Genomic DNA, 22,838 nt, shown 5'->3' on the forward strand with positions numbered 1-22,838 from the left:
TCGGGCCGGGCTGGGTCGGGCCGGGCTGGGTCGGGCCGGGCTGGGTCGGGCCGGGTCGGGCCGGGCTGGGTCAGGAGGCGGTGCCGCTCGTGAGGTCGTAGAGAGTGACGCCGTCGACCGTCTGCGCGGCGAAGTTGTGCTGCACCCATTCCGCGATCTCCGCGGCCGCGTCGCTGCCGCCGGTGTTCGAGCCGCGGGCGTCGGAGCCGGCGCCGTCGACGAACCAGTGGATCCTGCCCTCGGCCACGTACTGCTGGAACTGCGCGAGGGTGGGGGCGGGGTCGGTGCCGTTGAAGCCGCCGAGCGCCATGACCGGGGCGTCGGCCGCCAGTTGGTAGCCCGCCGCCGCGTTCGAGCCGACGGCCGCGGCGACCCAGGTGTACCCGGACGCGTTCTCCTGCAGCATCGGCGTCACCGCCGCGGGTGGGGTGGTGGTGCCGAGGAGGGAGCCGAAGCCACCTCCCATGCCGCCACGCATGCCCCCGAACCCGCCGAAGCCGTTGCCGCCGGTACCGGTCGTTCCAGGAGCCGCGGAGCCGCCGGTGCCGGTCGTTCCGGGGGCGGTGGTGCCGCCGGTGCCGGTCGTTCCGGGGGCGGTGGTGCCGCCGGTGCCGCCAGCGCCGCCAGCGCCGGGGGTACCGGGGGTACCGGGGGTGCCGGGGGTGCCGGGGGTGCCGGGGGTGCCGGGGGTGCCGGGGGTGCCGGGGGTGCCGGCCTGCCCGTTGGTCGCCTGTCCGGTGGTCGCCTGTCCGGTGCGGAACCCGCCGCGCATGCCCCCGCCGGGACCGCCGAAGCCGCCCGTGCGGAAGCCGCCGGGTCCACCCGTCCCACCCGGACCCCGCATCCCGACGCCCGCCGGCCCGGAGCTGGGGATCGCGCCGCTGTGCGGCTGGGCGGCGGTCGCCACGGACCACGCGGCCGTGCCGCCCAGCGAGGCCAGCACCGCCGCCGTCACCACGCCGGCGGAGAGCAGCCGCGGGAGCTTGTGCACGCCCAGGAGCGCGGCGGCCGTGACCACGCCGAGCGCGAGGACCGTCCAGCGCAACCACGGCTGCCACGACCCGAGGAGCACGAACGCCCACACCGCGCTCACCGCCACGGCGAGACCCAGGTAGACCCGCGCCGTCGTCGTCGCGCGGATCCGCCACAGCTCCACTGCGCCCATGCCGACGAGCGCGCCGATCGCCGGGGCCAGGGCGACCGTGTAGTAGGGATGGATGATCCCGGCCATGAAGCTGAACAGCAGGCCGGTGACCAGCAGCCCGCCGCCCCACGCGATCGTGGCGGCGCGGACGCGGTCGGTACGGGGCCGGCGGGCGGTCAGCCAGAGCAGCCCCACCAGGAGGATCAGCGCCGCCGGGATCAGCCAGGAGGCCTCCGAGCCCATCTCCGAGCCGAAGAGCCGGCCGAGGCCCGTCTGGCCCCAGCCGCCGCCCGGGCCGCCGCCGACGCTGCCGGTCTCGTCGCCGGTGAGGCGGCCGAAGCCGTTGTAGCCCAGCACCAGCTCCATCACGGAGTTGTTCTGCGAGCCGCCGATGTAGGGCCGCGACGAGGCGGGCCACAGCTCCACCACCAGCACCCACCAGCCCGCGCTGACGACCAGCGCGATGCCCGCGAGCAGCAGGTCCCGGACCCGTCGTCCGATCCCGGTCGGGGTGGCGAGCAGCCAGACCGCGGCGAGCGCCGGGACGATCAGGAAGGCCTGCAGCATCTTGGTGAGGAACCCGAGGCCGATGAACACACCGGCGAGCGCGAGCCAGCGTCCGTGCCCGCGCTCGAGCCCGCGCAGCGTCGCCCACACCGCCGCGACCAGCAGCAGCACCAGCAGGGCGTCGGGGTTGTTGAAGCGGAACATCAGGGTGGCGACGGGGGTCAGCGCGAGCACCGCCCCCGCCAGCAGGCCGGCCGCGTGGCCGGAGGTCCGCCGCACGGTGGCGTACAGCAGTGCGACGGCCCCGATCCCCATCAGCGCCTGGGGGACGAGGATGCTCCAGCTGCTCAGCCCGAAGAGACGCACCGACAGCCCGGTCACCCACAGTGCGGCGGGCGTCTTGTCCACGGTGATCGCGTTGGCGGCGTCGGACGACCCGAAGAACCAGGCCTCCCAGTTCGCGCCGCCGGCCTCTGCGGCGGCCGCGTAGAAGGCGTTGGCCCAGCCGGAGGCCGAGAGGTTCCACAGGTAGAGGAACCCGGTCCCGACCAACAGCACTGCGAGCGACGCGCGCTCCGGCAGCGTCCGCCGGCGTCGCCGGGGCGGCTCCTCGGCCACAGGCGGATCGGCGGGGCGTGTCAGGGAGCTGGTCACGCTGCCCGAGGCTGGCCGGCGCCGCTGTGGTGATCCGGTGCCGCACCTGTGCGGCGGCTGTGAGCGCCCCCTCCGATGTGATCAAGGGGAGATCGGGTCTGCGAGCACCTTGGGAGGCCCCGAAAACCTTTGATCACGGTGCTGCTGTCGGCCGTGGGGGACAGCTGTGGGGAGGGGGCGGGGGCACGTGATCAAGGGCGGAGTGGTGCTGGAAGCGCGGCCGGGACCCCGATTTGCCCTTGATCACGGCACTTTTCGTCGCTCTCGGACGAAGCGGCCCCGGGAAGGACGGCAGGGCGAGCCGGAGGCGCATGAAGGGCAGATCGGTGCGGGAAGCCGCTGGCGAGGGCCCGCTCTGCCCCGAACCCGCCGACGTTGACCGGCAGGCCCTTGATCACGGCGATCGTCACAGGGTTGTCGGGCAGGCAGCAGCACGGTGACGCTCGCAGTGATCTTGTGCGACCAGGCCCGGGCGAGCGTCACACCACAGCGGTGCGCACCATCGCAGCGGTTCAGGTGGAGGGTGGGTACGTGACCAAGGGCGGATCGGTGGAGGAAGCGCGAGCGGAGGCCCGCTCTGCCCTTGATCACGGCGAACGTCACAGGGTTGCAGCGCAGGTAGCAGCACGGTGACGCTCGCAGTGATCTTGCGTGACCTCGCACGTGCGAACGTCACATTACGGCTGTTCGCACCACCGCAGCGTGACGCTCGAAACGATCTTCGCGGGGAACGGTGCTCGCCACCCCTGGAAGCCGGCTGCAGCGCGCGCAAGGCCGGTCACACCGCGCCGGCGGCCGGCTGCAGCGCGCGCAGGGCAGCCGGTCACACCGCGCCGGCGGTCAGCTGGTCACACGGACACCGGCGGCTGGTCACGCGACCGCCGGCGGCCGGTCACACCCGTACCGGCGCCTCGGTGACCACGGATGTGGGGGTGAGGGGAAGGGTCACCCGGAACTCGGTGTGGCCCGGGCGGGACTCCAGGCCGACCCGCCCGCCGTGGGCGGCGACGACGGCGTCGACGATCGCCAGGCCGAGGCCGGTGCTGGCGGTGTTGTTGACCGCGCGGGCACGGCCGGTGGAGCCGCGCGCGAACCGCTCGAACACGTGCGGCTGCAGCTCGGCCGGGATGCCGGGGCCGGTGTCGGTCACGCTGAGCACGGCGAACCCGTCGGCCGCCCGGAGGCCCACGGTCACCTCCGTGCCCCGGGGCGTGTGGGTGTGGGCGTTCGCCAGCAGGTTGGTGAGGACCTGGGTGAGCCGCGAGGCGTCGCCGGGCACCGTGACCGGCTCCTCGGGCAGGTCGAGCTGCCAGCGGTGGTCGGGGCCGGCGGCGTGGGCGTCGGAGACGGCGTCGAGCACCAGCCGGGTGAGGTCGACGGGCGCGCGCTCCAGCGGGCGGCCGGCGTCGAGGCGCGCGAGCAGGAGCAGGTCCTCGACCAGCGTGCTCATCCGCTCGGCCTGCGACGAGATGCGGGTCAGCGCGTGCGCGGTCCCTTCGGGCAGCGCGGCGCCGTCCCGGCGGGTCAGCTCGGCGTACCCGCGGATCGCGGCGAGCGGCGTGCGCAGCTCGTGGCTCGCGTCGGCGACGAACTGGCGCAGCCGGGTCTCGCTGTCCTGGCGGGCCTCGAGGGCGCCCTCGACGTTGTCCAGCATGCGGTTCAGGGCCGCGCCGACCTGCCCGACCTCGGTGCGCTCGTCGATCTCGGGGACCCGGGCGGCCAGCTCGACCTCGCCGCGGTCGAGCGGCATCGCGGAGACCTTCGCGGCGATGCCCGCGACCTCCTCGAGCGGCCGCAGCTCGCGCCGGACCAGCACCGTCGCCGCGATGGCGGCACCGCCGAGCGCGGCCCCGATCACGATCAGCTCGATCACGGCCAGCCCGTTGACGACGTCCGCGACCTCCTGTGCGGGCTGCCCGAGCACCAGGACCGAGCCGTCGGGCGCGGGCACGGCGACGGCGCGGTACTCGCCGAGGGAGAGCGACACGGTCTGCGGGTGGTCGCCGGGGCGCAGGGCGGCGAGCTGGGCGACGTCGGCCTCGGGCACCGCCCGCGAGGAACCCCGCCGGTCGGTGACGGCCGCCTCCTCGACGACTCCCGCGCGCACCACCGCGCCGAGCGTGCCGGGCTTCTGCGCAGGGCCGAGGAAGGAGTCCGCACGGGTGAGGCCGGGCGGGGCGGGCTCGTGGCGGGAGTACTGGAAGCGGGCCGCGCCGCCGAGCACGTCCTCGTCGAGGCGGTGATAGAGGAAGCTGCGCAACGCGATCGCCGTCGCGACCCCGATGACGGCGCAGGCCAGGGCGATCAGCAGCAGCACGGTGACGACGAGCCGGGCCCGCAGCGTCCGGCTCCGCGCCACGACCCGGTCGGTCACCCGTGCGGCCATGCGCCCATCATCACCCCGCGGCGGGCTTGAGCACGTACCCGGCCCCGCGCACGGTGTGGATCATCGGCGCCCGCCCGGCGTCGATCTTCTTGCGCAGGTAGGAGACGTACAGCTCCACCACGTTGGACTGGCCGCCGAAGTCGTAGTGCCACACGCGGTCGAGGATCTGCGCCTTGGAGAGCACCCGTCTGGGGTTGCGCATGAGGAACCGCAGCAGCTCGAACTCGGTGGCGGTGAGCTCGACGTCGGTCTCGCCGCGGCGCACCTCGTGACTGTCCTCGTCGAGCACCAGGTCGCCGACGACGAGCTCGGAGCCCTGCCGTGCGGCGGTCATCCCGGCGCGGCGCAGCAGTCCGCGCAGCCGCGCGACCAGCTCCTCGAGGCTGAACGGCTTGGTGACGTAGTCGTCGCCGCCCGCGGTCAGGCCGGCGACCCGGTCCTCCACCGCGTCCTTGGCCGTGAGGAACAGGACCGGTACCTCGGGGCTGTCCGCGCGGAGCCGGCGCAGCACCTCGAGCCCGTCGAGGTCTGGCAGCATGATGTCGAGGACGACGGCGTCGGGCTTGAAGTCCCGTGCGGTCCGGACCGCGGTGAGCCCGTCGCCGGCGCTGCGCACCTCCCAGCCCTCGTAGCGCAGGGCCATCGAGAGCAGGTCCGACAGGGTGGCCTCGTCGTCGACCACCAGGACGCGGACGGGACTGCCGTCGGCGCGGCGGAGTGGTGCGGACTGCTCGCTCACCTCGGTCATGGTAGGAGAGCCTCGCCCGCGCGGCTGTGTCGCCGGTGGGCGCTTCCTGTGCGTTCCCTGTGCGGGAGCGCCCGCACACGCCCCGCAGGTCCGCCGCACAGCGCGTGCACAGCCGGTGCCGCGACGGTAGGCGCCGGTCGCGGACCCGCTTCACCTCACCCACACACCGCGACCGGATCAGGAGCACGCGATGTCCCTTCTCGACTCCCGCCGGGCCCGCCGGCTCGCCCTGCTCCCGGTGGCGCTGGTCGCCACCGCGGTGCTGGCGGCCTGCGGCTCCTCGACGGACTCGTCGGCGGGCACCTCGGGGTCGACCGCGAGCGGGTCGAGCACGAGCGACGACGCCGACACCGCGGCGGACGCCTTCCAGGCCTGCCTCTCCGAGAACGGCGTCGAGGCGCCGGCCGGGGGCCCGGGCGGCGGTCAGGACGGTCAGGGCACCCCGCCGTCGGGTGCCCCCGAGGCGGGTGCCACCCCGCCGAGCGGCGTCCCGGCGGCCGGTGGCACGCCGCCGCAGGCCGGCGACGCGGGGGCCATGCAGTCCCCGCCCGGCGTGGACTCGGCCACCTGGCAGAAGGCGATGGCGGCGTGCGCGGACCTCGCACCCGCCCCGGGCGGCGCCGCGACCAGCGGCTGACGAGCCGCTCGGCCACGGTTCGATCACGGGGCGGTCCCGGCCCGACCGGCCGGGCCGCCCTGTACTAGTTTTCGCCGGTGCACGCGGAGAGGTCGCCGGTCGTCGTCGGTGTCGGGCAGGTCCTGGCCAACCGGGACCGGACCGTCGCGGGTGCCCGCGAGCCGCTCCGGCTGATCGCCGAGGCCGTGCACGCGGCCGCCGCCGACGCCTGCGGCAGCGGCACGCGGATGCTCCGCGACGTCGACGCGATCACCGTCCCGCACGTCGCCAGCTGGGCCTACGCGGACCTGCCCACCCTGCTCGCCGAGCGGCTGGCGGCGAGCCCGGCGCACACCTTCTCGGCACCGGTCGGCGGGCAGTGGCCGGCCGCGCTCGTCGACGCCGCCGCGGCGCGGATCGCCGCGGGGGAGTCCCGGGTCGAGTTGGTCGCGGGCGGCGAGGCCTCGGCGTCGCTGGGTGTGCTGCAGCGCGCGGGGGTCGACCCGGGCACCGACCTCGGCTGGACCACCGAACCCGGCGGGGTCACCCCGATCGGGCCCGACGACCTCGGCAGCCCCGCGATGCAGGCCGCCGGCCTGGTGCTGCCGACCCGGGTCTACCCCATGGTGGACACGGCCTTCGGGCACGCCGTCGGCGAGACGCCGGCGGAGACGATGGCCTGCGGTGCGTCGGTCTTCGCGGTGTTGAGCGAGGTCGCCGCGAAGAACCCGATCGCGTGGAACCCGACGGCCAAGGACCCGGCGGACATCCTGCGCGTCGGACCGGACAACCGGATGATCTGCGAGCCTTATCCCCTCGCGGTCAACGCGTTCCCGCTCGTCGACCAGGCCGCGGCGCTCCTGCTGACCTCGCGGGGCGTCGCCCTGGAGCACGGCGTGCCGGAGGAGCGGCTCGTGCACGTCTGGGGCGGGGCCGGGGCCGCCGACGCCGCCGACGTCCTCGCCCGGCCCGCGCTGACGGGTTCGCCGGCGCTGTGCTCGGTGCTCGACCGGGCCCTCGCCTCCGCCGGGCTCGCCGCCGACGCGGTCGACGTCGTCGACGTCTACTCCTGCTTCCCGGTGGTGCCCCGGCTCGCGAGCCGCTACCTCGGGCTGCCGACCACCGCGCTCGCCGGCGCGACCGGCGGCCACTCGTCCTTCGGCGGGCCGCTCTCGACCTACACCCTGCACTCGCTGGCGGCCTGCGCCGAGCGCATCCGCGACGGGGCGGGCACCGCGCTCGTGCACGCCAACGGCGGGTACCTCACCCACCAGCACGCCGTCGTCCTCGGCCGGGAGCCGCACGTCGACGGGTACATCGGCGACCCCGAGCCGCACGACACCGCCGAGCCCGGCCCGGCGCCCTGCCCGGTCGCCGAGGTCTCCGACGCGCCGGTGCGGGTCGAGGCCGCGACGGTCGAGTACGACCGCGACGGGCACCCGGCGCAGGGGTTCCTCGTGGCCCGGACCACCGACGGCCGTCGCCTCGCCGGCTGCACCGCCGAGGGCGACGCGGCCAGCGCGCAGGCGCTCACGGTGTTCCCGGCGGGGCCGTCGGAGCCCGCGGGCGAGGCCGTGGTCGGGCGCGAGGTGCGGGTACGGCCGGTGGGGGACCGGATCCAGGTGGACCCGGTCTGACCGACCCCGGCCTACGGGCGCAGTAGCCGTGTCGTGGACCTGAGGCCCCGGCAGCGCGTGGGGTGGGCCTAACGGGCCCGCCAGTAGCCCGTGGCGTAGACGGCCCGGCGGTTCAGCTTCCGGTCGCCGAGCAGGTGGGTGCGGATCTCCTTCACCGCGGCGGACTCGCCGGCGAGCCAGGCCTGTCCCTCGCCCTCGGGGAAGGTCGCGGCCTGCACCGCCGCCACCAGGGGCTCCCCGGCCGGGGCGGTGCCGCGGTGCACCCAGGTCACCGCGGCGTGGCCCGGCAGGTCCTGTTCCTCGGCGGCGTCGGCGACCTCGAGGATCGCCAGCGCCGGCACCTCGGAGGGCAGGGCCTCCAGCACCGTCGCGACGGCGGGCAGCGCCGACTCGTCGCCGATCACCACGTGGAAGGCCGACGCCGGGTCCGGCACCCAGCGTCCACCGGGCTCCGAGACCCCGACCCAGGACCCCGGCGCGGCCTCCTGCGCCCAGGCCGCGGCGGGGCCGTACCCGTCGTGGAGCACGAAGTCGACGTCGAGCTCCCCGGCGGCCGGGTCGAAGCGGCGCACGGTGTAGGTCCGGATCGTGGGGCGCGGCTCACCCGCGGGCCAGACGGGGCCGCCGGTGCTCGCGCGCGGCACGGCCGGCCGGTCCTGCCCCTCGACCGGGAAGAACATCTTGATCCGCCGGTCCGGCCCCGCGCCCGGGAACCCGGCCAGCTCCTCGCCGGTCAGGGTCACGCGGATCATCTTCGGGGTCACCCGGGTGCTGCGGCTGACCTGCAGCAGCCGGGGGGCGGTCGTGGTCACGGCGCACCATGGAACCACAACGCGCACAGGCACCGACGTCGACCGCGTTACGGGTCCATACCGCACTCAGACTCCGGCCCTGACCGCGTTATGGAGCCGTACTGCGGTCAGAACCCCGGTCCGGCCGCGTCATGGGTCCACACTGCGGTCGGTGCGCCCCGCCAGCCCGCCCCACGCCAGGTCCATCAGGTACTCCGTGGCCCGCTCGGCGGTGACCCGCGGGTCCCGCTTGCGCCACACCGCGAGCCGCTCGCACGCCCCGACGATCACCTGCGCCCAGCCCTGCAGCTGCAGCGGGTCGGCCCCGGGTGCGGCGACGCCGAGCAGCCCGGCGATGAAGTCCGTCTGCTGCGCGCGGATCGCCTCGACCGCCTCCGCGGCGATGCTCGCCTCCGAGTAGAGGAGCGTGAAGGCGGGGGCGCGGTCGTCGAGGAACCGGAAGAAGGCGAGCGTGCCGCGGCGCAGCATGTCCTCGGGGCCCTCGGCGGCGAAGGCGGCCTCCGACGTGACCTCCAACAGCTCGGTGCGCGCCCGCGAGACGCACGCCAGCAGCAGGCCCTCCTTGGAGCCGAAATGCGTGTACAGCACCGGTTTCGTGACGCCGACCCGTTCGGCCACGGCGTCCATCGAGGCGTTGGCGTAGCCCCGCTCGGAGAAGACCGTCACGGCGGCGTCGAGGATCTGCCGCTCCCGCTCCGCCCGGGAGACCCGCCTGCGCGGGGACGGTGCGGAGGAGGACGAGGCAGGGGTGGACGCCGCGCTCGTCTCCATACCGCGAACCCTACCCCCGGCTAGGTTACCCGTGGTAAGTTACCGGCGGTAACACCCACGGAGGGGAGCGAAGATGCTGGACACCCTGATCGTCGGCAGCGGGTTCGCCGGCCTGGGAGCCGCGGTGAAGCTGGCCGAGGCGGGTCGCCGGGACTTCCTGATCCTGGAGAAGGGCGAGACCCTCGGCGGCACCTGGCGGGACAACGTCTACCCGGGCTGCGCCTGCGACGTGGAGTCGCACCTCTACTCCTTCTCGTTCTTCCCGAACCCCGAGTGGACGCGCACCTTCGCGCGCCAGCCCGAGATCCGCGCCTACCTGGAGGCCACGGCCGACCGGTACCGGCTGCGCGACCGCATCCGGTTCGGCGTCCACGTCACCGGCGCGGAGTGGGACGGCACCGCCTGGGACGTCCGGACCAGCGAGGGTGAGACCCTGCGCGCCCGCTACGTGCTCTTCGGCACCGGCGCGCTGCACGAGCCCGCGGTGCCCGAGATCGAGGGCCTCGACCGCTTCCGCGGCACCGCCTTCCACTCCGCGCAGTGGGACCACGGGCACGATCTCGCCGGCAAGCGGGTCGCGGTGATCGGCACCGGCGCCAGCGCGATCCAGTTCGTGCCGGCGATCGCTCCGGAGGTCGGGCACCTGACGCTGTTCCAGCGCACCGCGCCGTGGGTGCTGCCCAAGCCGGACCGCCCGATCCCGGAACGCACCCGCCGGGCGTTCCGCCGGTTCCCGCTGCTGCAGCGCCTCCAGCGGCTCTCGCTGTACTGGCGGCACGAGGCGTTGGTGCTCGGCTTCCTGCACCCGGCCGTGATGAGGGTGGTGCAGCGCCTCGGCCTCGCCTACCTGCGCAAGGTCTTCGCCGGCGACGCCGCGCTCCGCAAGAAGGTCACCCCCACCTTCACCATGGGCTGCAAGCGGATCCTGATGAGCAACGACTACTACCCGGCCCTGCGCCGGGACAACGTCGCCGTGGAGACGGACCGGATCGCCCGCGTGACCGAGACCGGCGTGGTCACGGTCGACGCCGCGGGCCGCGAGACCGAGCACGAGGTCGACACGATCATCTTCGGCACCGGCTTCACGGTCGCCGACGGCCTGGCCCGGATGAACGTCACCGGGCGGGACGGCGTCAAGCTCGCCGACGCCTGGGCCGAGGGCCCGGCGGCGCTGCTCGGCACCATGGTGGCGGGCTTCCCGAACCTGTTCACGATCGTCGGGCCGAACACCGGGTTGGGGCACAGCTCGATGGTGTTCATGGTCGAGTCGCAGCTGAACTACGTGCTCGACGCCATGCGGACCGTCGACCGGCACCGCGCCATCGCTATCGACACCCGCAGCGAGTCCCAGGCCGAGTTCAACGCCGAGATCCAGCGGAGGCTGGGCAAGGCGGTGTGGGCCAAGGGCGGCTGCGCCTCCTGGTACCTCGACGAGCACGGCCGCAACCGCACCCTGTGGCCCGGGTACACCTTCGACTTCCGCCGCCGGACCCGGAAGCTCGACCCGGGGCACCACGAGCTCGTCGCCTGACCCCGGCTACCTTCCCGGGGCATGCAGATCGCCGCGGTCTACGCGATCCCGATGACCACCCGGTTCCGCGGGATCACCGTGCGGGAGGGGATGCTCCTGCACGGTCCGGCGGGCTGGGGCGAGTTCTGTGCCTTCCCCGAGTACGGCGACGCCGAGGCCGCGGCCTGGTTCGCCGCGGCCCGCGAGGCGGCGGAGGTGGGCTGGCCCGAACCGGTGCGGGACACCGTTCCCGTGAACTGCATCGTCCCTGCGGTGGGGCCGGAGCGCGCCGCGGAGATGGTGCGCGCCTCGGGCTGCGGCACCGCCAAGGTGAAGGTGGCCGACCACCCGGACTCCGCGTGCGAGGACCTCGAGCGGGTCGCCGCGGTGCGGGACGCGCTGGGGCCCACCGGGTACGTCCGGGTCGACGCGAACGCGCGCTGGGACGTCGACACCGCGGTCCGGGAGATCCGCGCGCTCGACGCGTCCGCGGGTGGGTTGCAGTACGTCGAGCAGCCCTGCCCCACCGTGGAGGAGCTGGCCGCGGTGCGCCGGCGCGTCGACGTCCGGATCGCGGCCGACGAATCCATCCGCCGGGCCGAGGACCCGCTGCGGGTGGCGGTCGCCGGGGCTGCCGACGTCGCGGTCCTCAAGTGCCTGCCGCTCGGCGGGGTGCGCCGGGCGCTGCAGGTCGCGGAGGCGTGCGGGCTGCCGTGCGTGGTGTCCTCCGCGCTCGAGTCGAGCGTCGGGCTGGCCGCCGAGATCGCGCTGGCCGCCGCCCTGCCCGAGCTGGAGTTCGCCTGCGGGCTCGGGACCGGCCGGCTCTTCACCACCGATGTCGTCGCCGACGCCGACCGGCTGATCCCGCGCGACGGCGTGCTGCCGGTGCCACGCACCGCCCCTGAGCCCGTCCGCCGCGCCGAGGTCGCGGCCGATCCGGAGCGCGAGGCGTGGTGGCGCGCCCGCGCCGAACGGGTCGCGCTCCTGTGAGGACGGTCGTACCCGGACGTGTCCACGACGGGATGCGGCGGCCCGGGTCGGGCCGCTCTACGCTGGCCGCGTCATGAGCGTCGTCGTGGTCGGGGCCGGGCTCTCGGGTGTGGCGTGCGCCCGCCAGGTCGCACGGACAGGCCTGCCGGTGAAGGTCCTCGACCGCGCCCACACCGTCGGCGGCCGCATGGCCAGCTCCCCGCACGACGGGCGCCCGGTCGACATGGGCGCGGCCTACTTCACCGTGCGGGACCCGGAGTTCGCCGAGGTCGTCGCGGGGTGGCGCAGCGCCGGGCTGGCGCGGCCGTGGACCGCCGAGATGGCGGTGCTCGCGCACGGGAACCGGTCGCGGTCGGCGGGCCCGATGCGGTGGGCGGCGCCCAAGGGCCTGCGCAGCCTCGTCGCGGCGCTCGCCGAGGACCTCGACGTCGAGCTGGACCACGAGGTCAAGCGGGTCGAGGAGGGGCCACGGGTCGACGGCGAGCTCGTCGACGTCGTCGTCCTCGCCATGCCGGACCCCCAGGCGTTGCGCGTGCTCGCCCCCGGCCTCGGCGCCGTCGCGCTCACCTCGGACCGCCCGTGGCGGCCGGTGCTCACCGTCGCGGCCGGCTACCCCACCCGCGAGTGGCCGGAGCTCTCCGCCGCGTTCGTCAACGACCACCCGGTGCTCACCCTCGTCGCCGACGACGGCGCCCGGCGCGGCGACGGCGTCCCGGTCCTGGTGGCGCACACCACCTCCGAGGTCGCGCGGACCTACGACGCGGACCCGGCCGGCGCCGTCCCGGCGGTGGTCGGGGCCGTGCGCGAGCTGCTCGGGCTGACCGAGGAGCCGGTGTGGACGGACGCCCGCCGCTGGCGGTTCGCCGCCCCGGAGCTCGACCGCGCCGAGCCCTTCCACCTCGGCGACGACGGCATCGGGCTCGCCGGCGACGGCTGGGGCAGCTCGCGGATCGAGACGGCCTGGCGTTCCGGAACCCTGCTCGGCCGCGAGATCGTGAAGCGCCTGCAGCGTTAGCGCTGGTTGGCGATCGCCGGGCGGCAGGACGTAGCGTCTCGGGAATGAGCCAGACCGCCCGGACGACGACGCCGGAGACCCCCACCGTGGAGCGCCCCTTCGGCTGGGACCGCGGCACCGGGGCGCCCCGGATGGCGGACCCGGGCGACGCGGGCCGCGCGGTACTCGCGGAGCTGGCCGCGGCGCTGCCCGCGGACCGGGTGCTCACCGACCCCGACACCGCCCGCCCCTACGTGCACGACGAGGCGGAGTGGGCCGCGTACGGGGCGCCGCTCGCCGTCGTCCGGCCGCGGTCCACGGCCGAGGTCGCCGAGGTCGTCCGGGCCGCCGCGCGGCACCGCGTCCCGGTCGTGCCGCGCGGGGCCGGTACGGGCCTGTCCGGCGGGGCCAACGCCGTCGACGGCGGCCTCGTCCTGTCCCTGGAGCGGATGCGCGACATCGTGGAGATCGACGCGGGGGAGCGGCTCGCGGTCGTCCAGCCGGGGGTGGTCAACGACGACCTGCGCGCGGCCGCCGCGAAAGAGGGCCTCTGGTACCCGCCGGATCCGGCGAGCGCGCCGTGGTCGACGATCGGCGGGAACGTGGCCACGAACGCCGGCGGCCTGTGCTGCGTGAAGTACGGCGTGACCCGCGACTACGTGCTCGCGCTGGAGATCGTCACGGCGGCGGGCGAGATCGTCCGGGTCGGCCGGCGCACCGCGAAGGGCGTGGCCGGTTACGACCTCGCCGGCCTGCTGGTCGGGTCCGAGGGCACGCTCGGCGTGATCACCGAGGTGACCGTGCGGCTGCGGCCGGCGCGGACCGCGCCGCCGCGCACCGTCGTCGGGTTCTTCGACACCCTGGCCGACTGCGGCGCGGCCGTGGCGGCGGTGACCGCCGCCGGGCTGCAGCCCGCGATCTTCGAGCTGGTGGACCGGCACTGCCTCAAGGCCGTCAACGACTGGAAGCACATGGGCCTGCCGGAGGACGCCGCCGCGCTCCTGCTGGCCCAGACCGACCTGCCCGAGCCCGCCGCCACCGCGGAGGCCGACGGCATCCTCGCCGCGTTCGAGGCCCACGGCGCCCGCGACGCCCTCGTCTCGACCGACCCCGTCGAGGCCGACGCACTCTTCGCCGCCCGCCGCCTCGCCTACCCCGCCTTCGAGCAACGCGGCGACGCCCAGCTCACCGAGGACGTCTGCCTGCCGCGCAACCGGCTCGCCGAGATGCTGGAACGGATCGAGGCGATCTCCGCCCGGCACGACACCTTCATCGGCACGGTCGCGCACGCCGGCGACGGCAACCTGCACCCGCTGATCATGGTGCCGCCCGGCGACCCGGAGGCGAAGGCGCGGGCCCAGCGGGCCTTCGACGAGATCGTCGACGCCGCGATCGACCTCGGCGGCACCGTGACCGGCGAGCACGGCGTGGGCCTGCTCAAGCGCGCCGGCATGCGCCGCGAGCTCGATCCGGGTTCGCTCGCCCTGCAGGAGGCGATCAAGAAGGCCCTGGATCCGGACGGGATCCTCAACCCCGGCAAGGTGCTGTAGATCATGAACCAGCTGTTCCCCGCGCTCGCCGACCCCACCGACGGGCCCGCCCTGCAGTTCCCGGACGGCGCCCTGACCTATCGCGAACTCGCCGCCCTGGCCTCGGACCTGGGCGCGCAAGTCGCCGGCCGGTCCCGCATCGCCGTCTGGGCCACCCCGACGCTCGCCGCGGCCACCGGCATCACGGCCGGGCTGCTCGCCGGCGTCCCGGTGGTGCCGGTGAACCCGAAGGCGGGGGAGCGGGAGCTCGCGCATATCGTCGCGAACTCGGCACCCGAGGTGGTCCTGACCGCGCCCGGCCTCGCCCTGCCCGCGGGGATCGCCGGTCTGCCCCGCCTCGAGGTCGACGTCAGCGCGCGGCCCGAGCCGCTGCCGTTGCCCGACGAGCCGCCCGCGGACGCGCCGGCGCTGGTCGTCTACACCTCGGGCACCACCGGCCCGCCGAAGGGCGCCGTGCTCTCCCGCGGCGCGGTCGCGGCCGACCTCGACGCCCTAGCCGAGGCCTGGGCCTGGACCGGCGCCGACCGGCTCGCCCACGCGCTGCCGATCTTCCACGTGCACGGGCTGGTCCTCGGCACCCTCGGCCCGCTGCGCCGCGGCGGTTCGCTGCACCACCTCGGCGCGATCGACGGGGCGACGCTGGCGGCCGCGGTCGCCGGCGGCGCCACCATGGTGTTCGGCGTGCCCACGCACTACCACCGGCTGGCCGCCGACTTCGAGGCCGACCCCGAGGCCGGGCGCACGGTCGGCGGGGCCCGGCTGCTGATCTCCGGCTCGGCCGCGCTCACGGCCGTCGACCACGCCCGGATCGAGAAGGCGACCGGGATCGCCGTCCGCGAGCGCTACGGGCTCACCGAGACGCTGATCCTCACCGCCGCCCGCGCCGACGAGCAGCCCGAGGTCGGCACGGTGGGGCGGCCGCTGGCGAACACCGAGGTGCGGCTGGCACCGCTGCCCGCGGTCGAGGGCGAGCAGCCCGACGAGGGTCTCGGCGCCGTGGAGGTCCGCGGCCCGCAGCTCTTCTCCGGGTACCTCGACCTTCCCGAGGCGTCGGCGGCCTCCCGCACCGACGACGGCTGGTTCCGCACCGGCGACATCGGCCGCTGGACGGACACGGGGCTGCTGGCCCTGGTCGGCCGGCAGGCCACGGACCTGATCAAGTCCGGGGGCTACAAGATCGGCGCGGGGGAGATCGAGAACGCGCTGCTGGAGCATCCCGCGGTGGCCGAGGTCGCCGTCGTCGGCGTGCCGGACCCCGACCTGGGGGAGAAGATCGTGGCGCACGTCGTGCCGGCGGGGGAGGCGCCCGGAACCGACGAGACGCTGGCCCGCGAGCTCGTCGACCACGTCGCCGCCCTACTGTCCCCGCACAAGCGCCCACGCGAGGTGCGGTTCGTGGAGTCGCTGCCGCGCAACGCGATGGGGAAGGTGCAGAAGAAGCTGCTGTGAACGGGGTGTGAGGGCGGCCCGCACGATCATGGTTGTGGATCACCCGAATCGGGCATCCTCGTCCCATGACTACCGGCACCCCGACGAACAGCACCAGGAAGACGACCGCGACCGACCGACCGACGGCCGGCTACCGCGGGCCGGCCGCGGCGGGCGCCCCGAACCTGGCCGGTCTCGACGGGGTGCGCTCGACCGTCGCCAGTGACCCGGTCGTGCTGGAGTTCGAGCGGTACGACTCGCCCGACCTGCGGCTCGCGACCTCCGGCATCGTCCTCGCGATCCACCGTACGGACGACCCGGCGCACCCCGAGGCGTTCTGGCGCCTCGACCTGCCCGACGCCGTCGAGGGCGAGCAGCTGCGCATCCCGGCGCCCCCGCCGGACGTCGAGGGGGTCGACCCCGAGGTGCCCGCCGAGCTGCGCGAGCTGGTGCAGGGCGTGCTCCGCGGCGCGGACGTCGCGCCCGTCGGCCGGATCCGCCGGGTCCGTATCGTCGAGTCGCTGCGCGACGCCCGGCGCCGTGAGATCGCCGAGATCCGCCGCGACGAGGTCCAGCTCGCCACCTTCGGCGAGGCCACCACGCTGGAGAACTGGACCGAGGACGCGGTGACGATCTCGGGTGGCCCGGTCGGGCTGCTCGAGGCGCTCGCCGAGCGGCTGGCCGCGACCGGCGCCGCGCCGGCCGACGCCCCGGCCGAGGCCGAGCTCGACCGGCTGCTGCGCGAGGCCGCCCCGCCGCCCCCGGCCCGCTGGACGGGCCGGAAGGGCAGCGCCGGCGCCGCCGTCCTCGGCTACCTCGGCGAGCACGCGGACCGGCTCGCCGCCGAGGACCTGCGGGCCCGCCGGGACGAGGAGGACGCCGTCCACCAGCTGCGGGTCGCCGCGCGTCGGATGCGCAGCGCCCTGCAGGCCTTCTCGCCCGTCTGCGAGGGCCCCCGCGTCGAGGCGCTGATCGAGGAGTTGCGCTGGCTGGGCCGCGCCCTCGCCCCCGCCCGCGACAGCGAGGTCCAGGAGGAGCAGATCACCGCCGCCGTGCGGGCGCTGCCGCCCGAGCTGGTCCTCGGGCCGGTGCAGGCGCAGGTCACGCGGCACTTCGCGCGGGCGCGTGCCGAGGCCCGGGCCGCGGCGATCGCCGCGCTCGACGGCGAGCGCTACGCGGCGCTGCGCGGGGCGATCGAGCGCTTCCTGCAGGACCCGCCGCTGGCGAAGGGCGCCGGCTCGAAGAAGGCCGGGACGAAGGCGCTGTCGGCCGCGCTCAAGAAGGCGGACAAGCGCTTCGACAAGCGGGTCGCCGCCGCCCTCGATGCGCTCGCCTCGAGTGGGGACTCCGACACCGCCATCCACGACGCCCGCAAGGCCGGCAAGCGCCTGCGCTACGCCACCGAGCTGGCCGGCACCCCCAAGCAGGCCAGGAAGCTCAAGGCGATCACCAAGGCGCTGGGCGAGCACCAGGACCTCGTCGTCGGGCGGCAGCTGCTGCGCGAGCTGGGCGCGCAGGCGTCCGCGGAGGGCGAGAACGGCTTCACCTTCGGCATCCTCTACGGCCGCGCGCAGGCCGACGCCGAGCGGGTCGAGGAGCAGCTGCCGGAGCTGCGGCGGCACTGAGCGGAGCTTGCGGAGCGAGCATCGGCACTGAGCGGAGCGTGCATCGGCACCGCGCGGAGCGTGCATCGGCACCGCGCGGAGCGTGCATCGGCACTGAGCGGAGCGAGCGTCGGCACCGCGCGGAGCGTGCGGAGCGAGCATCGGCACCGCGAGGACTGACAGACTCGGCGCCATGGACGACGCACGGGACCCGGTGGGCGACCTCCGGCGGATCGCGTTCCTGCTGGAACGTGCGCACGAGTCGACCTACCGGGTCCGCGCCTTCCGCACCGCCGCCGCGGCCTTGCGCGGCAAGGACCCCGAGCAGCTCGCCGCGCTCGAGCGCTCCGGCGAGCTCCGCAACCTCAAGGGGGTCGGCGACGTCACCGCCCGGTGCGTCGCCGAGTCCCTGCGCGGCGAGGTGCCGGTCTACCTGCGACGCCTGGAGGCCACCGAGGGCGTCGAGCTGGACACGGCCGCGGCCGAGCTGCGGGAGGCGCTGCGCGGCGACTGTCACAGCCACACCGACCAGTCCGACGGCGGCTCCCCGCTGTGGGAGATGGTCGAGACCGCGATCACACTCGGGCACGACTACCTCGTGGTCACCGACCATTCGCCCCGGCTGACGGTGGCGAACGGGTTGTCCCCGGAGCGCCTGCGCCGCCAGCTGGAGCAGATCGCAGAACTCAACGCCGGTCTGTCCGGATTCCGGGTGCTCACCGGCATCGAGGTCGACATCCTCGACGACGGCGCCCTCGACCAGGAGGAGGAGCTGCTCGCCCAGCTCGACGTCGTCGTCGCCAGCGTGCACTCCAAGCTGCGGATGCCGCGGGACGAGATGACCGAGCGGATGCTCACCGCGGTCGCGAATCCGCACGTCGACGTGCTGGGGCACTGCACCGGGCGGATGGTCACGGGGAAGCGCAAGCGCCCGGAGTCCGAGTTCGACGCCGACGCGGTGTTCGCCGCCTCCGCGGAGCACGGCGTGGCCGTCGAGATCAACTCCCGGCCGGAGCGGCTGGACCCGCCGAAGCGTCTGCTGCGGCTGGCAGTGGAGGCGGGCTGCGAGTTCACCGTCGACACGGACGCGCACGCCCCGGGCCAGCTCGACTGGCTCGACTACGGCTGTACGCGGGCCGTGCAGTGCGGCGTGCCGACCGAGAGGATCCGCAACACCTGGGAGCTGGACGAGCTGCTCGCGGCGCGAACCTGACGCTCGACGGGGCTCAGCCCGGGTCCGGGTCGGCCAGCTCGAAGTCGGCGAAGTCGAAGCCGGGAGAGACCACGCACGAGACGAGCGCGGGCTCGCTGCCGAGCAGCCGCGCGGACTGCCACGCGCCGGCCGGGACGAGCTGCTGGGGATCGTGCTCCTGCAGCGTCCACGAGGGCCCGGCTCCGGGCTCCCGCCCGATCCGGAGGTCGACGGCCGACCCCGAGTGCCACAGCCACAGCTCGCTCGAGCGCACCCGGTGCCACCGTGACTCCCCGTCGAGCAGGTAGAGGATCGCGGTCGCGGTCGGTCGCGGACCGTGGTCGGTCTCGACGGTCACCGGCGAGGCCCAGGTCCGTCGGTACCAGCCTCCCTCCGGATGAGGGGCCAGGTCCAGCGCGGTGGCGAGGTGGGGCGGCGTCACCGGACGAGTGTCGCGGGCCCGGTCGGATCTTGTCACGTCCGGTGATCATGATCCGTGACGTGGTGTGATCGGATCGCGGAGTTCGTCGCCCCGTGTGCACGAACGGGGGTGACCCGACCGGGTGGCAGGGCTCGCATTGCTCACGATCTGCGGTGAAATGAGCGCAGTCCTGATGCTCGAGTGACGAGAGGTGCTGGCGATGCGCACGTCCGGTCTGATGCGGACCCTGGCCGTCGCGGCGAGCGGAGCGGCGCTGCTGACGCTCACCGCGTGTCCCGCCAGCGCGTCACAGAGCGGGTCGCAGGCGCCGCCGTCCTTCCCGGGGCAGTCGTCGCAGACGGCGTCGTCGCAGGCCCCCAACTCCCAGTGCCCGCAGACCGCGGCGGACACGCTGGGCTGGGGCACGCCGACCCGGCAGGCGGACTTCGACGGCACCTCGCTGCCCCCGGACTGGCACCCGTACGGCCCCGAGCCCGGCCACCAGAAGGAGGGGACCCGGACGCCGGCGGCCATCACCGTCGCGAACGGGCAGGCCACGATCAGCGGGGACGAGAAGGGCACCACCGGCGCGATGAGCTGGCACCCCGGGCAGCGGTACGGCCGCTGGGAGGTGTGCGTGAAGTCCGACCCGGGCCCCGGCGGCTACCACCCCGTGCTGCTGCTGTGGCCGGTGAAGGAGGACTGGCCGAAGGGCGGCGAGATCGACTGGATGGAGATCAGCGCCGACGACCGCCAGAGCACGGACTTCTTCCTGCACTACGGCGCCGACAACTCCCAGGAGAGCGGCTCGGTCCGGCACGACGCCACCGAGTGGACCGCGTACGCCCTGGAGTGGACGCCGAGGAAGATGACCGCCTACCTCGACGGCAAGGAGTGGTACTCCACCACGGAGACCAGCCACTTCCCGCCCGGCGCGATGAACATGACGGTGCAGCTGGACCTGTTCCCGCCCGCGGGCGGCAGCACGGCGATGCACCTGGACTGGGCGAAGCAGTGGGCGCTGCCGGAGAGCGAGCCGGCCGAGCTGTCGCTCGCGCCGGGCGCGCCCGCGACCGGGCAGCCCGACCTGCACCCCGACCGCACCCCCAAACCGGTCTCCGAGCTGCCGGCCGCGCCGCGACAGGACACGCCACAGCCCTCCGCGGCGCGACAGGACACACCGCAGCCGGCCACGAGCCTGCCGCAGCAGGGCGGCTGACCCCTGGACTCGTGGGTGGCGGGGCGATAGGTACTGGGGCCGTCCCGCCACCCACGACCTCGTGGACGGCGGCGATGCTGGGGAGCCCTCGCCGCCGTCCACACCGGTTCAGCACCCGGTCAGGGCGGCGCGTAGCTCGTCGGTCGTCGGCGGCTGGGCGCCCCGCCGGGAGCAGGTGATCGAGGCCGCGGTCACGCACTCCTCGAGCACCTCGTCGAGCGTGAGCGCGGGCAGACCGCGCAGGGCCTCCCGGCGGGCCGGTCCCAGCAGGTCCCGCGCATGCAGCGCGGCCAGCAGGGCCGCGGAGAAGCTGTCCCCGGCCCCCACGGTGTCGACGACCTCGACGGCCCGGCCCGGCATCGAGGTCCGGATCCCCTTCGCCGTCGCCGCCAGCACGCCGTCGCCGCCCAGGGTCACGGCGACCAGCGCCGGCCCGCGGGCCGCCCAGTCGTCGAGCACCTCGCCCGGCGGGACGTCGGGCAGCAGCCAGCGGAGGTCCTCGTCGCTGACCTTCACGACGTCGGCGACCGCGAGCATCTCGTGCACCCCGCGCAGCACCTCCGCGGGTTCGCCCATGAGCCGGGGCCGGCAGTTCGGGTCGTAGCTCACGGTGGCCGAGCCCACGGCCTTGACCATGAGCTCGCGCAGCACCGCGGAGCCGGGCTCGACGGTGAGCGCCAGCGACCCCGAGTGCAGCGCGACGACCCCGTCGAGCGCGCCGGTCAGCTCGTCGGCCGTCCACTGCCAGTCCGACGTGCCGTCGATGCGGAAGTCGTAGTCCGCGGCGCCGTCGGGCCCGACCTCGACGAGGGCCAGCGAGGACTGCTCGGGCGCGTCGACGACGTGGGACAGGTCGACGCCGTTGCCCTCCAGGTGCGTCCGCAGCCGCCGGCCCAGGAAGTCCGACCCGAGGCGGGCGAGCATCCGGGCGCCGACGCCGAGGCGCGCCAGGCCGACGGCGACGTTGGCGGGGCTGCCGCCGGGAGCGAACTCGAAGTACCCCTCGGCGGGGGCGGGGACGACGTCGACCAGCGCCTCGCCCGCAACCGCGATCACACCGTTGTCAGCCACGCGGACAGCGTGCCAGAGGAGGCCGCCGCGATCAGCTCCCGACGCGGGAGGCCAGGTTGGCCAGCACGCCGTCGTAGATCCGGGTCAGGCCCTTCGGGGCGAAGGTCCGCTCGAAGAACCCGCCGATGCCGCCGGCGCCGTTCCACGTCGTGGTGATCGTGACCAGGCTGGCGCCCTCGCCGGCCGGCGCGACGCGCCACGTCGTGACGAGCGAGGAGTTCGCGTCCGTCTCCACCACGGTGTCCGGCGTGGGCTGGGTGACGTCGGCCTTGACGTGGCGCACCCGCTTCTTCGTGGCGTGCAGCCTCCACGTCGCCGAGGTGCCCTCGCCCTGGCCGCCGGTCAGCACCGCGTAGTCGGTGAACTGCTCGGTCAGGATCTCCGGGCGGGTCTGCGCGTAGTCGGCGACGGCCGCCCGGACGTCCTCGACGGGGGCGGGGACGGTTCGCTCGGAGGTCGCGGTCACCTGTGCCATGCGTCCATCCTGCCCGGACCCGCGGGCCGGCGCCGCAGGGGCGCCTGGTAACTGTTCCCGGATGCGGAGGATTCCGGTCGTGGTCGTCGCCGGTTTCCTCGGCGCCGGCAAGACCACCTTGCTCAACCACCTCCTCGCGCACTCGCTCGACGCCCGGATCGGCGTGGTGGTCAACGACTTCGGGGCCGTCGGGATCGACGCGATGCTGGTCGGTGGCACGGACGCGATGGTGTCGCTGGGCAACGGCTGCCTGTGCTGCGCGGTGGGGGAGGACGGCGTCGGGCCGCTGCTCGACCGGCTGACCCGGCGCCGGGACGAGATCGACGTGATCGTGATCGAGGCCAGCGGGATCGCCGAGCCCGGCACGCTGGTGCAGCTGATCCTCGAGGCGGCCAATCCGCACCTGGTCTTCGGCGGCCTGGTCGAGGTGATCGACGCCGTCGAGTTCGAGGCCACGCGCCGGAAGCACCCGCAGGTCGACATGCACGTCGGGCTGGCGGACCTGCTGGTGCTCAACAAGGTCGACCGGGTCGACCCGGGGAAGGTGTGGCGGGTCCGGCGGCTGCTCCGCGAGGCCAACGGGCTCGCACCGATCGTCCCGGCCGAGCACGGCGTCGTCGATCCCCGGCTGCTGTTCGACATCGAGGTGGTGCCCGGCCGGCAGCTGCTGCTCGGGGAGCGGGTGGCCGCCGACGGCGACCACGCCGGCCACCTCCACGCGGCCTACGACAGTGTCTCGTTCGTCTCCGACGCCCCGATGGACCCGCAACGGCTGCGGGACCTGCTCGACCGGCGGCCCGCCGGCGTCTACCGGATCAAGGGGTTCGTGGCGTTCGGGGTGCCCGGCCACCGGCAGAAGTACGTGCTGCACACCGTTGGCCGGTACGTCCGCTTCCGCCGCGCCCGCTGGGAGCCCGGCGAGCCCCGCCGTACCAGTCTGGTGCTGATCGGCGCGGGGATCGACACCGCCGCCGTCGAGGCCGAGCTGGCGGCCTGCGTGGCGGACGACTCGTCGCGCACGGACGCCGACGCCATGCTCCCCGTGCTGCGCTACACGTTCGGCGCCTGAGCCGCGCGCGACCCCGGCGGCGGGAGGCTACTCGGGCGTA

Annotated in this window: 19 protein-coding genes; 11 read left to right on the plus strand and 8 right to left on the minus strand. The window is 75.0% G+C overall.

Annotated elements, in window-relative coordinates; genetic code table 11:
• Positions 1 to 70: 70 nt before the first annotated feature.
• From LWC33_RS31100 to LWC33_RS31110, 3 genes are all read right to left on the minus strand, one after another.
• Positions 71 to 2,305, minus strand: a complete 2,235-nt coding sequence (locus tag LWC33_RS31100; protein WP_372476732.1) for an ArnT family glycosyltransferase — start codon at positions 2,303 to 2,305, stop codon at positions 71 to 73.
• Positions 2,306 to 3,197: 892 nt separating this feature from the next.
• Positions 3,198 to 4,691, minus strand: coding sequence for a sensor histidine kinase (locus LWC33_RS31105; RefSeq protein ID WP_233308276.1), 1,494 nt, complete (start codon positions 4,689 to 4,691; stop codon positions 3,198 to 3,200).
• A gap of 10 nt (positions 4,692 to 4,701) precedes the next feature.
• A complete protein-coding gene (locus tag LWC33_RS31110) occupies positions 4,702 to 5,439 on the minus strand; it encodes a response regulator transcription factor (protein ID WP_233308277.1) in 738 nt (245 codons plus the stop codon).
• A 190-nt stretch (positions 5,440 to 5,629) separates the two neighbouring features.
• Here LWC33_RS31110 and LWC33_RS31115 point away from each other — a divergent pair, with 190 nt between their 5' ends.
• Together LWC33_RS31115 and LWC33_RS36340 are read left to right on the plus strand one after the other, a co-directional pair.
• Positions 5,630 to 6,076, plus strand: a complete 447-nt coding sequence (locus LWC33_RS31115; protein WP_233308278.1) for a hypothetical protein — start codon at positions 5,630 to 5,632, stop codon at positions 6,074 to 6,076.
• Between the two features lie 77 nt (positions 6,077 to 6,153).
• Entirely contained in the window at positions 6,154 to 7,692 is a 1,539-nt protein-coding gene (locus LWC33_RS36340; RefSeq protein ID WP_233308279.1) for a TLP1 C-terminal extension domain-containing protein, read from the plus strand.
• A gap of 68 nt (positions 7,693 to 7,760) precedes the next feature.
• On the opposite strand, the gene LWC33_RS31125 is transcribed toward LWC33_RS36340, so the two are convergent.
• Both LWC33_RS31125 and LWC33_RS31130 read right to left on the minus strand, forming a co-directional pair.
• Positions 7,761 to 8,504 carry a siderophore-interacting protein gene (locus tag LWC33_RS31125; protein ID WP_233308280.1) on the minus strand — a complete coding sequence of 248 codons (744 nt, stop codon included), beginning with the start codon at positions 8,502 to 8,504 and terminating at the stop codon, positions 7,761 to 7,763.
• Positions 8,505 to 8,633: 129 nt separating this feature from the next.
• Positions 8,634 to 9,275: a TetR/AcrR family transcriptional regulator gene (locus LWC33_RS31130; protein ID WP_233308281.1), complete on the minus strand. Its 642-nt coding sequence runs from the start codon at positions 9,273 to 9,275 to the stop codon at positions 8,634 to 8,636.
• A 73-nt stretch (positions 9,276 to 9,348) separates the two neighbouring features.
• On the opposite strand from LWC33_RS31130, the gene LWC33_RS31135 reads away from it, so the two are divergent.
• From LWC33_RS31135 to LWC33_RS31165, 7 genes are all read left to right on the plus strand, one after another.
• A complete protein-coding gene (locus LWC33_RS31135) occupies positions 9,349 to 10,806 on the plus strand; it encodes a flavin-containing monooxygenase (RefSeq protein ID WP_233308282.1) in 1,458 nt (485 codons plus the stop codon).
• A 21-nt stretch (positions 10,807 to 10,827) separates the two neighbouring features.
• The gene (locus LWC33_RS31140) at positions 10,828 to 11,775 is read left to right on the plus strand and encodes an o-succinylbenzoate synthase (protein WP_233308283.1); all 948 of its coding nucleotides are present in this window, start codon (positions 10,828 to 10,830) and stop codon (positions 11,773 to 11,775) included.
• A gap of 73 nt (positions 11,776 to 11,848) precedes the next feature.
• Complete coding sequence (locus tag LWC33_RS31145) at positions 11,849 to 12,790, plus strand: NAD(P)/FAD-dependent oxidoreductase (RefSeq protein ID WP_233308284.1); 942 nt, start codon at positions 11,849 to 11,851, stop codon at positions 12,788 to 12,790.
• A 131-nt stretch (positions 12,791 to 12,921) separates the two neighbouring features.
• Positions 12,922 to 14,319, plus strand: coding sequence for an FAD-binding oxidoreductase (locus LWC33_RS31150; protein WP_233308300.1), 1,398 nt, complete (start codon positions 12,922 to 12,924; stop codon positions 14,317 to 14,319).
• A gap of 3 nt (positions 14,320 to 14,322) precedes the next feature.
• Positions 14,323 to 15,768: an AMP-binding protein gene (locus tag LWC33_RS31155; RefSeq protein WP_233308285.1), complete on the plus strand. Its 1,446-nt coding sequence runs from the start codon at positions 14,323 to 14,325 to the stop codon at positions 15,766 to 15,768.
• Positions 15,769 to 15,833: 65 nt separating this feature from the next.
• Positions 15,834 to 17,372, plus strand: coding sequence for a CYTH and CHAD domain-containing protein (locus tag LWC33_RS31160; RefSeq protein WP_233308286.1), 1,539 nt, complete (start codon positions 15,834 to 15,836; stop codon positions 17,370 to 17,372).
• A 172-nt stretch (positions 17,373 to 17,544) separates the two neighbouring features.
• Positions 17,545 to 18,564, plus strand: coding sequence for a PHP domain-containing protein (locus LWC33_RS31165; RefSeq protein ID WP_233308287.1), 1,020 nt, complete (start codon positions 17,545 to 17,547; stop codon positions 18,562 to 18,564).
• Between the two features lie 13 nt (positions 18,565 to 18,577).
• On the opposite strand, the gene LWC33_RS31170 is transcribed toward LWC33_RS31165, so the two are convergent.
• Positions 18,578 to 18,985: a cupin domain-containing protein gene (locus LWC33_RS31170; protein WP_233308288.1), complete on the minus strand. Its 408-nt coding sequence runs from the start codon at positions 18,983 to 18,985 to the stop codon at positions 18,578 to 18,580.
• A 199-nt stretch (positions 18,986 to 19,184) separates the two neighbouring features.
• On the opposite strand from LWC33_RS31170, the gene LWC33_RS31175 reads away from it, so the two are divergent.
• Positions 19,185 to 20,183 (plus strand): glycoside hydrolase family 16 protein, encoded by a 999-nt coding sequence (locus tag LWC33_RS31175; protein WP_233308289.1) that lies wholly within the window; start codon positions 19,185 to 19,187, stop codon positions 20,181 to 20,183.
• Positions 20,184 to 20,291: 108 nt separating this feature from the next.
• Here LWC33_RS31175 and LWC33_RS31180 read toward each other — a convergent pair whose 3' ends face one another.
• Positions 20,292 to 21,254, minus strand: coding sequence for a carbohydrate kinase family protein (locus LWC33_RS31180; protein WP_233308290.1), 963 nt, complete (start codon positions 21,252 to 21,254; stop codon positions 20,292 to 20,294).
• Between the two features lie 31 nt (positions 21,255 to 21,285).
• A complete protein-coding gene (locus LWC33_RS31185; protein WP_233308291.1) occupies positions 21,286 to 21,729 on the minus strand; it encodes an SRPBCC family protein in 444 nt (147 codons plus the stop codon).
• Positions 21,730 to 21,790: 61 nt separating this feature from the next.
• Between LWC33_RS31185 and LWC33_RS31190 the strand changes: the two genes are divergently transcribed.
• Positions 21,791 to 22,798 carry a CobW family GTP-binding protein gene (locus LWC33_RS31190; RefSeq protein ID WP_233308292.1) on the plus strand — a complete coding sequence of 336 codons (1,008 nt, stop codon included), beginning with the start codon at positions 21,791 to 21,793 and terminating at the stop codon, positions 22,796 to 22,798.
• Positions 22,799 to 22,838: the final 40 nt, after the last annotated feature.

Origin of the sequence: Pseudonocardia terrae (assembly GCF_021343995.1) — a bacterium.
Taxonomy (GTDB): Bacteria; Actinomycetota; Actinomycetes; order Mycobacteriales; family Pseudonocardiaceae; genus Pseudonocardia; species Pseudonocardia terrae.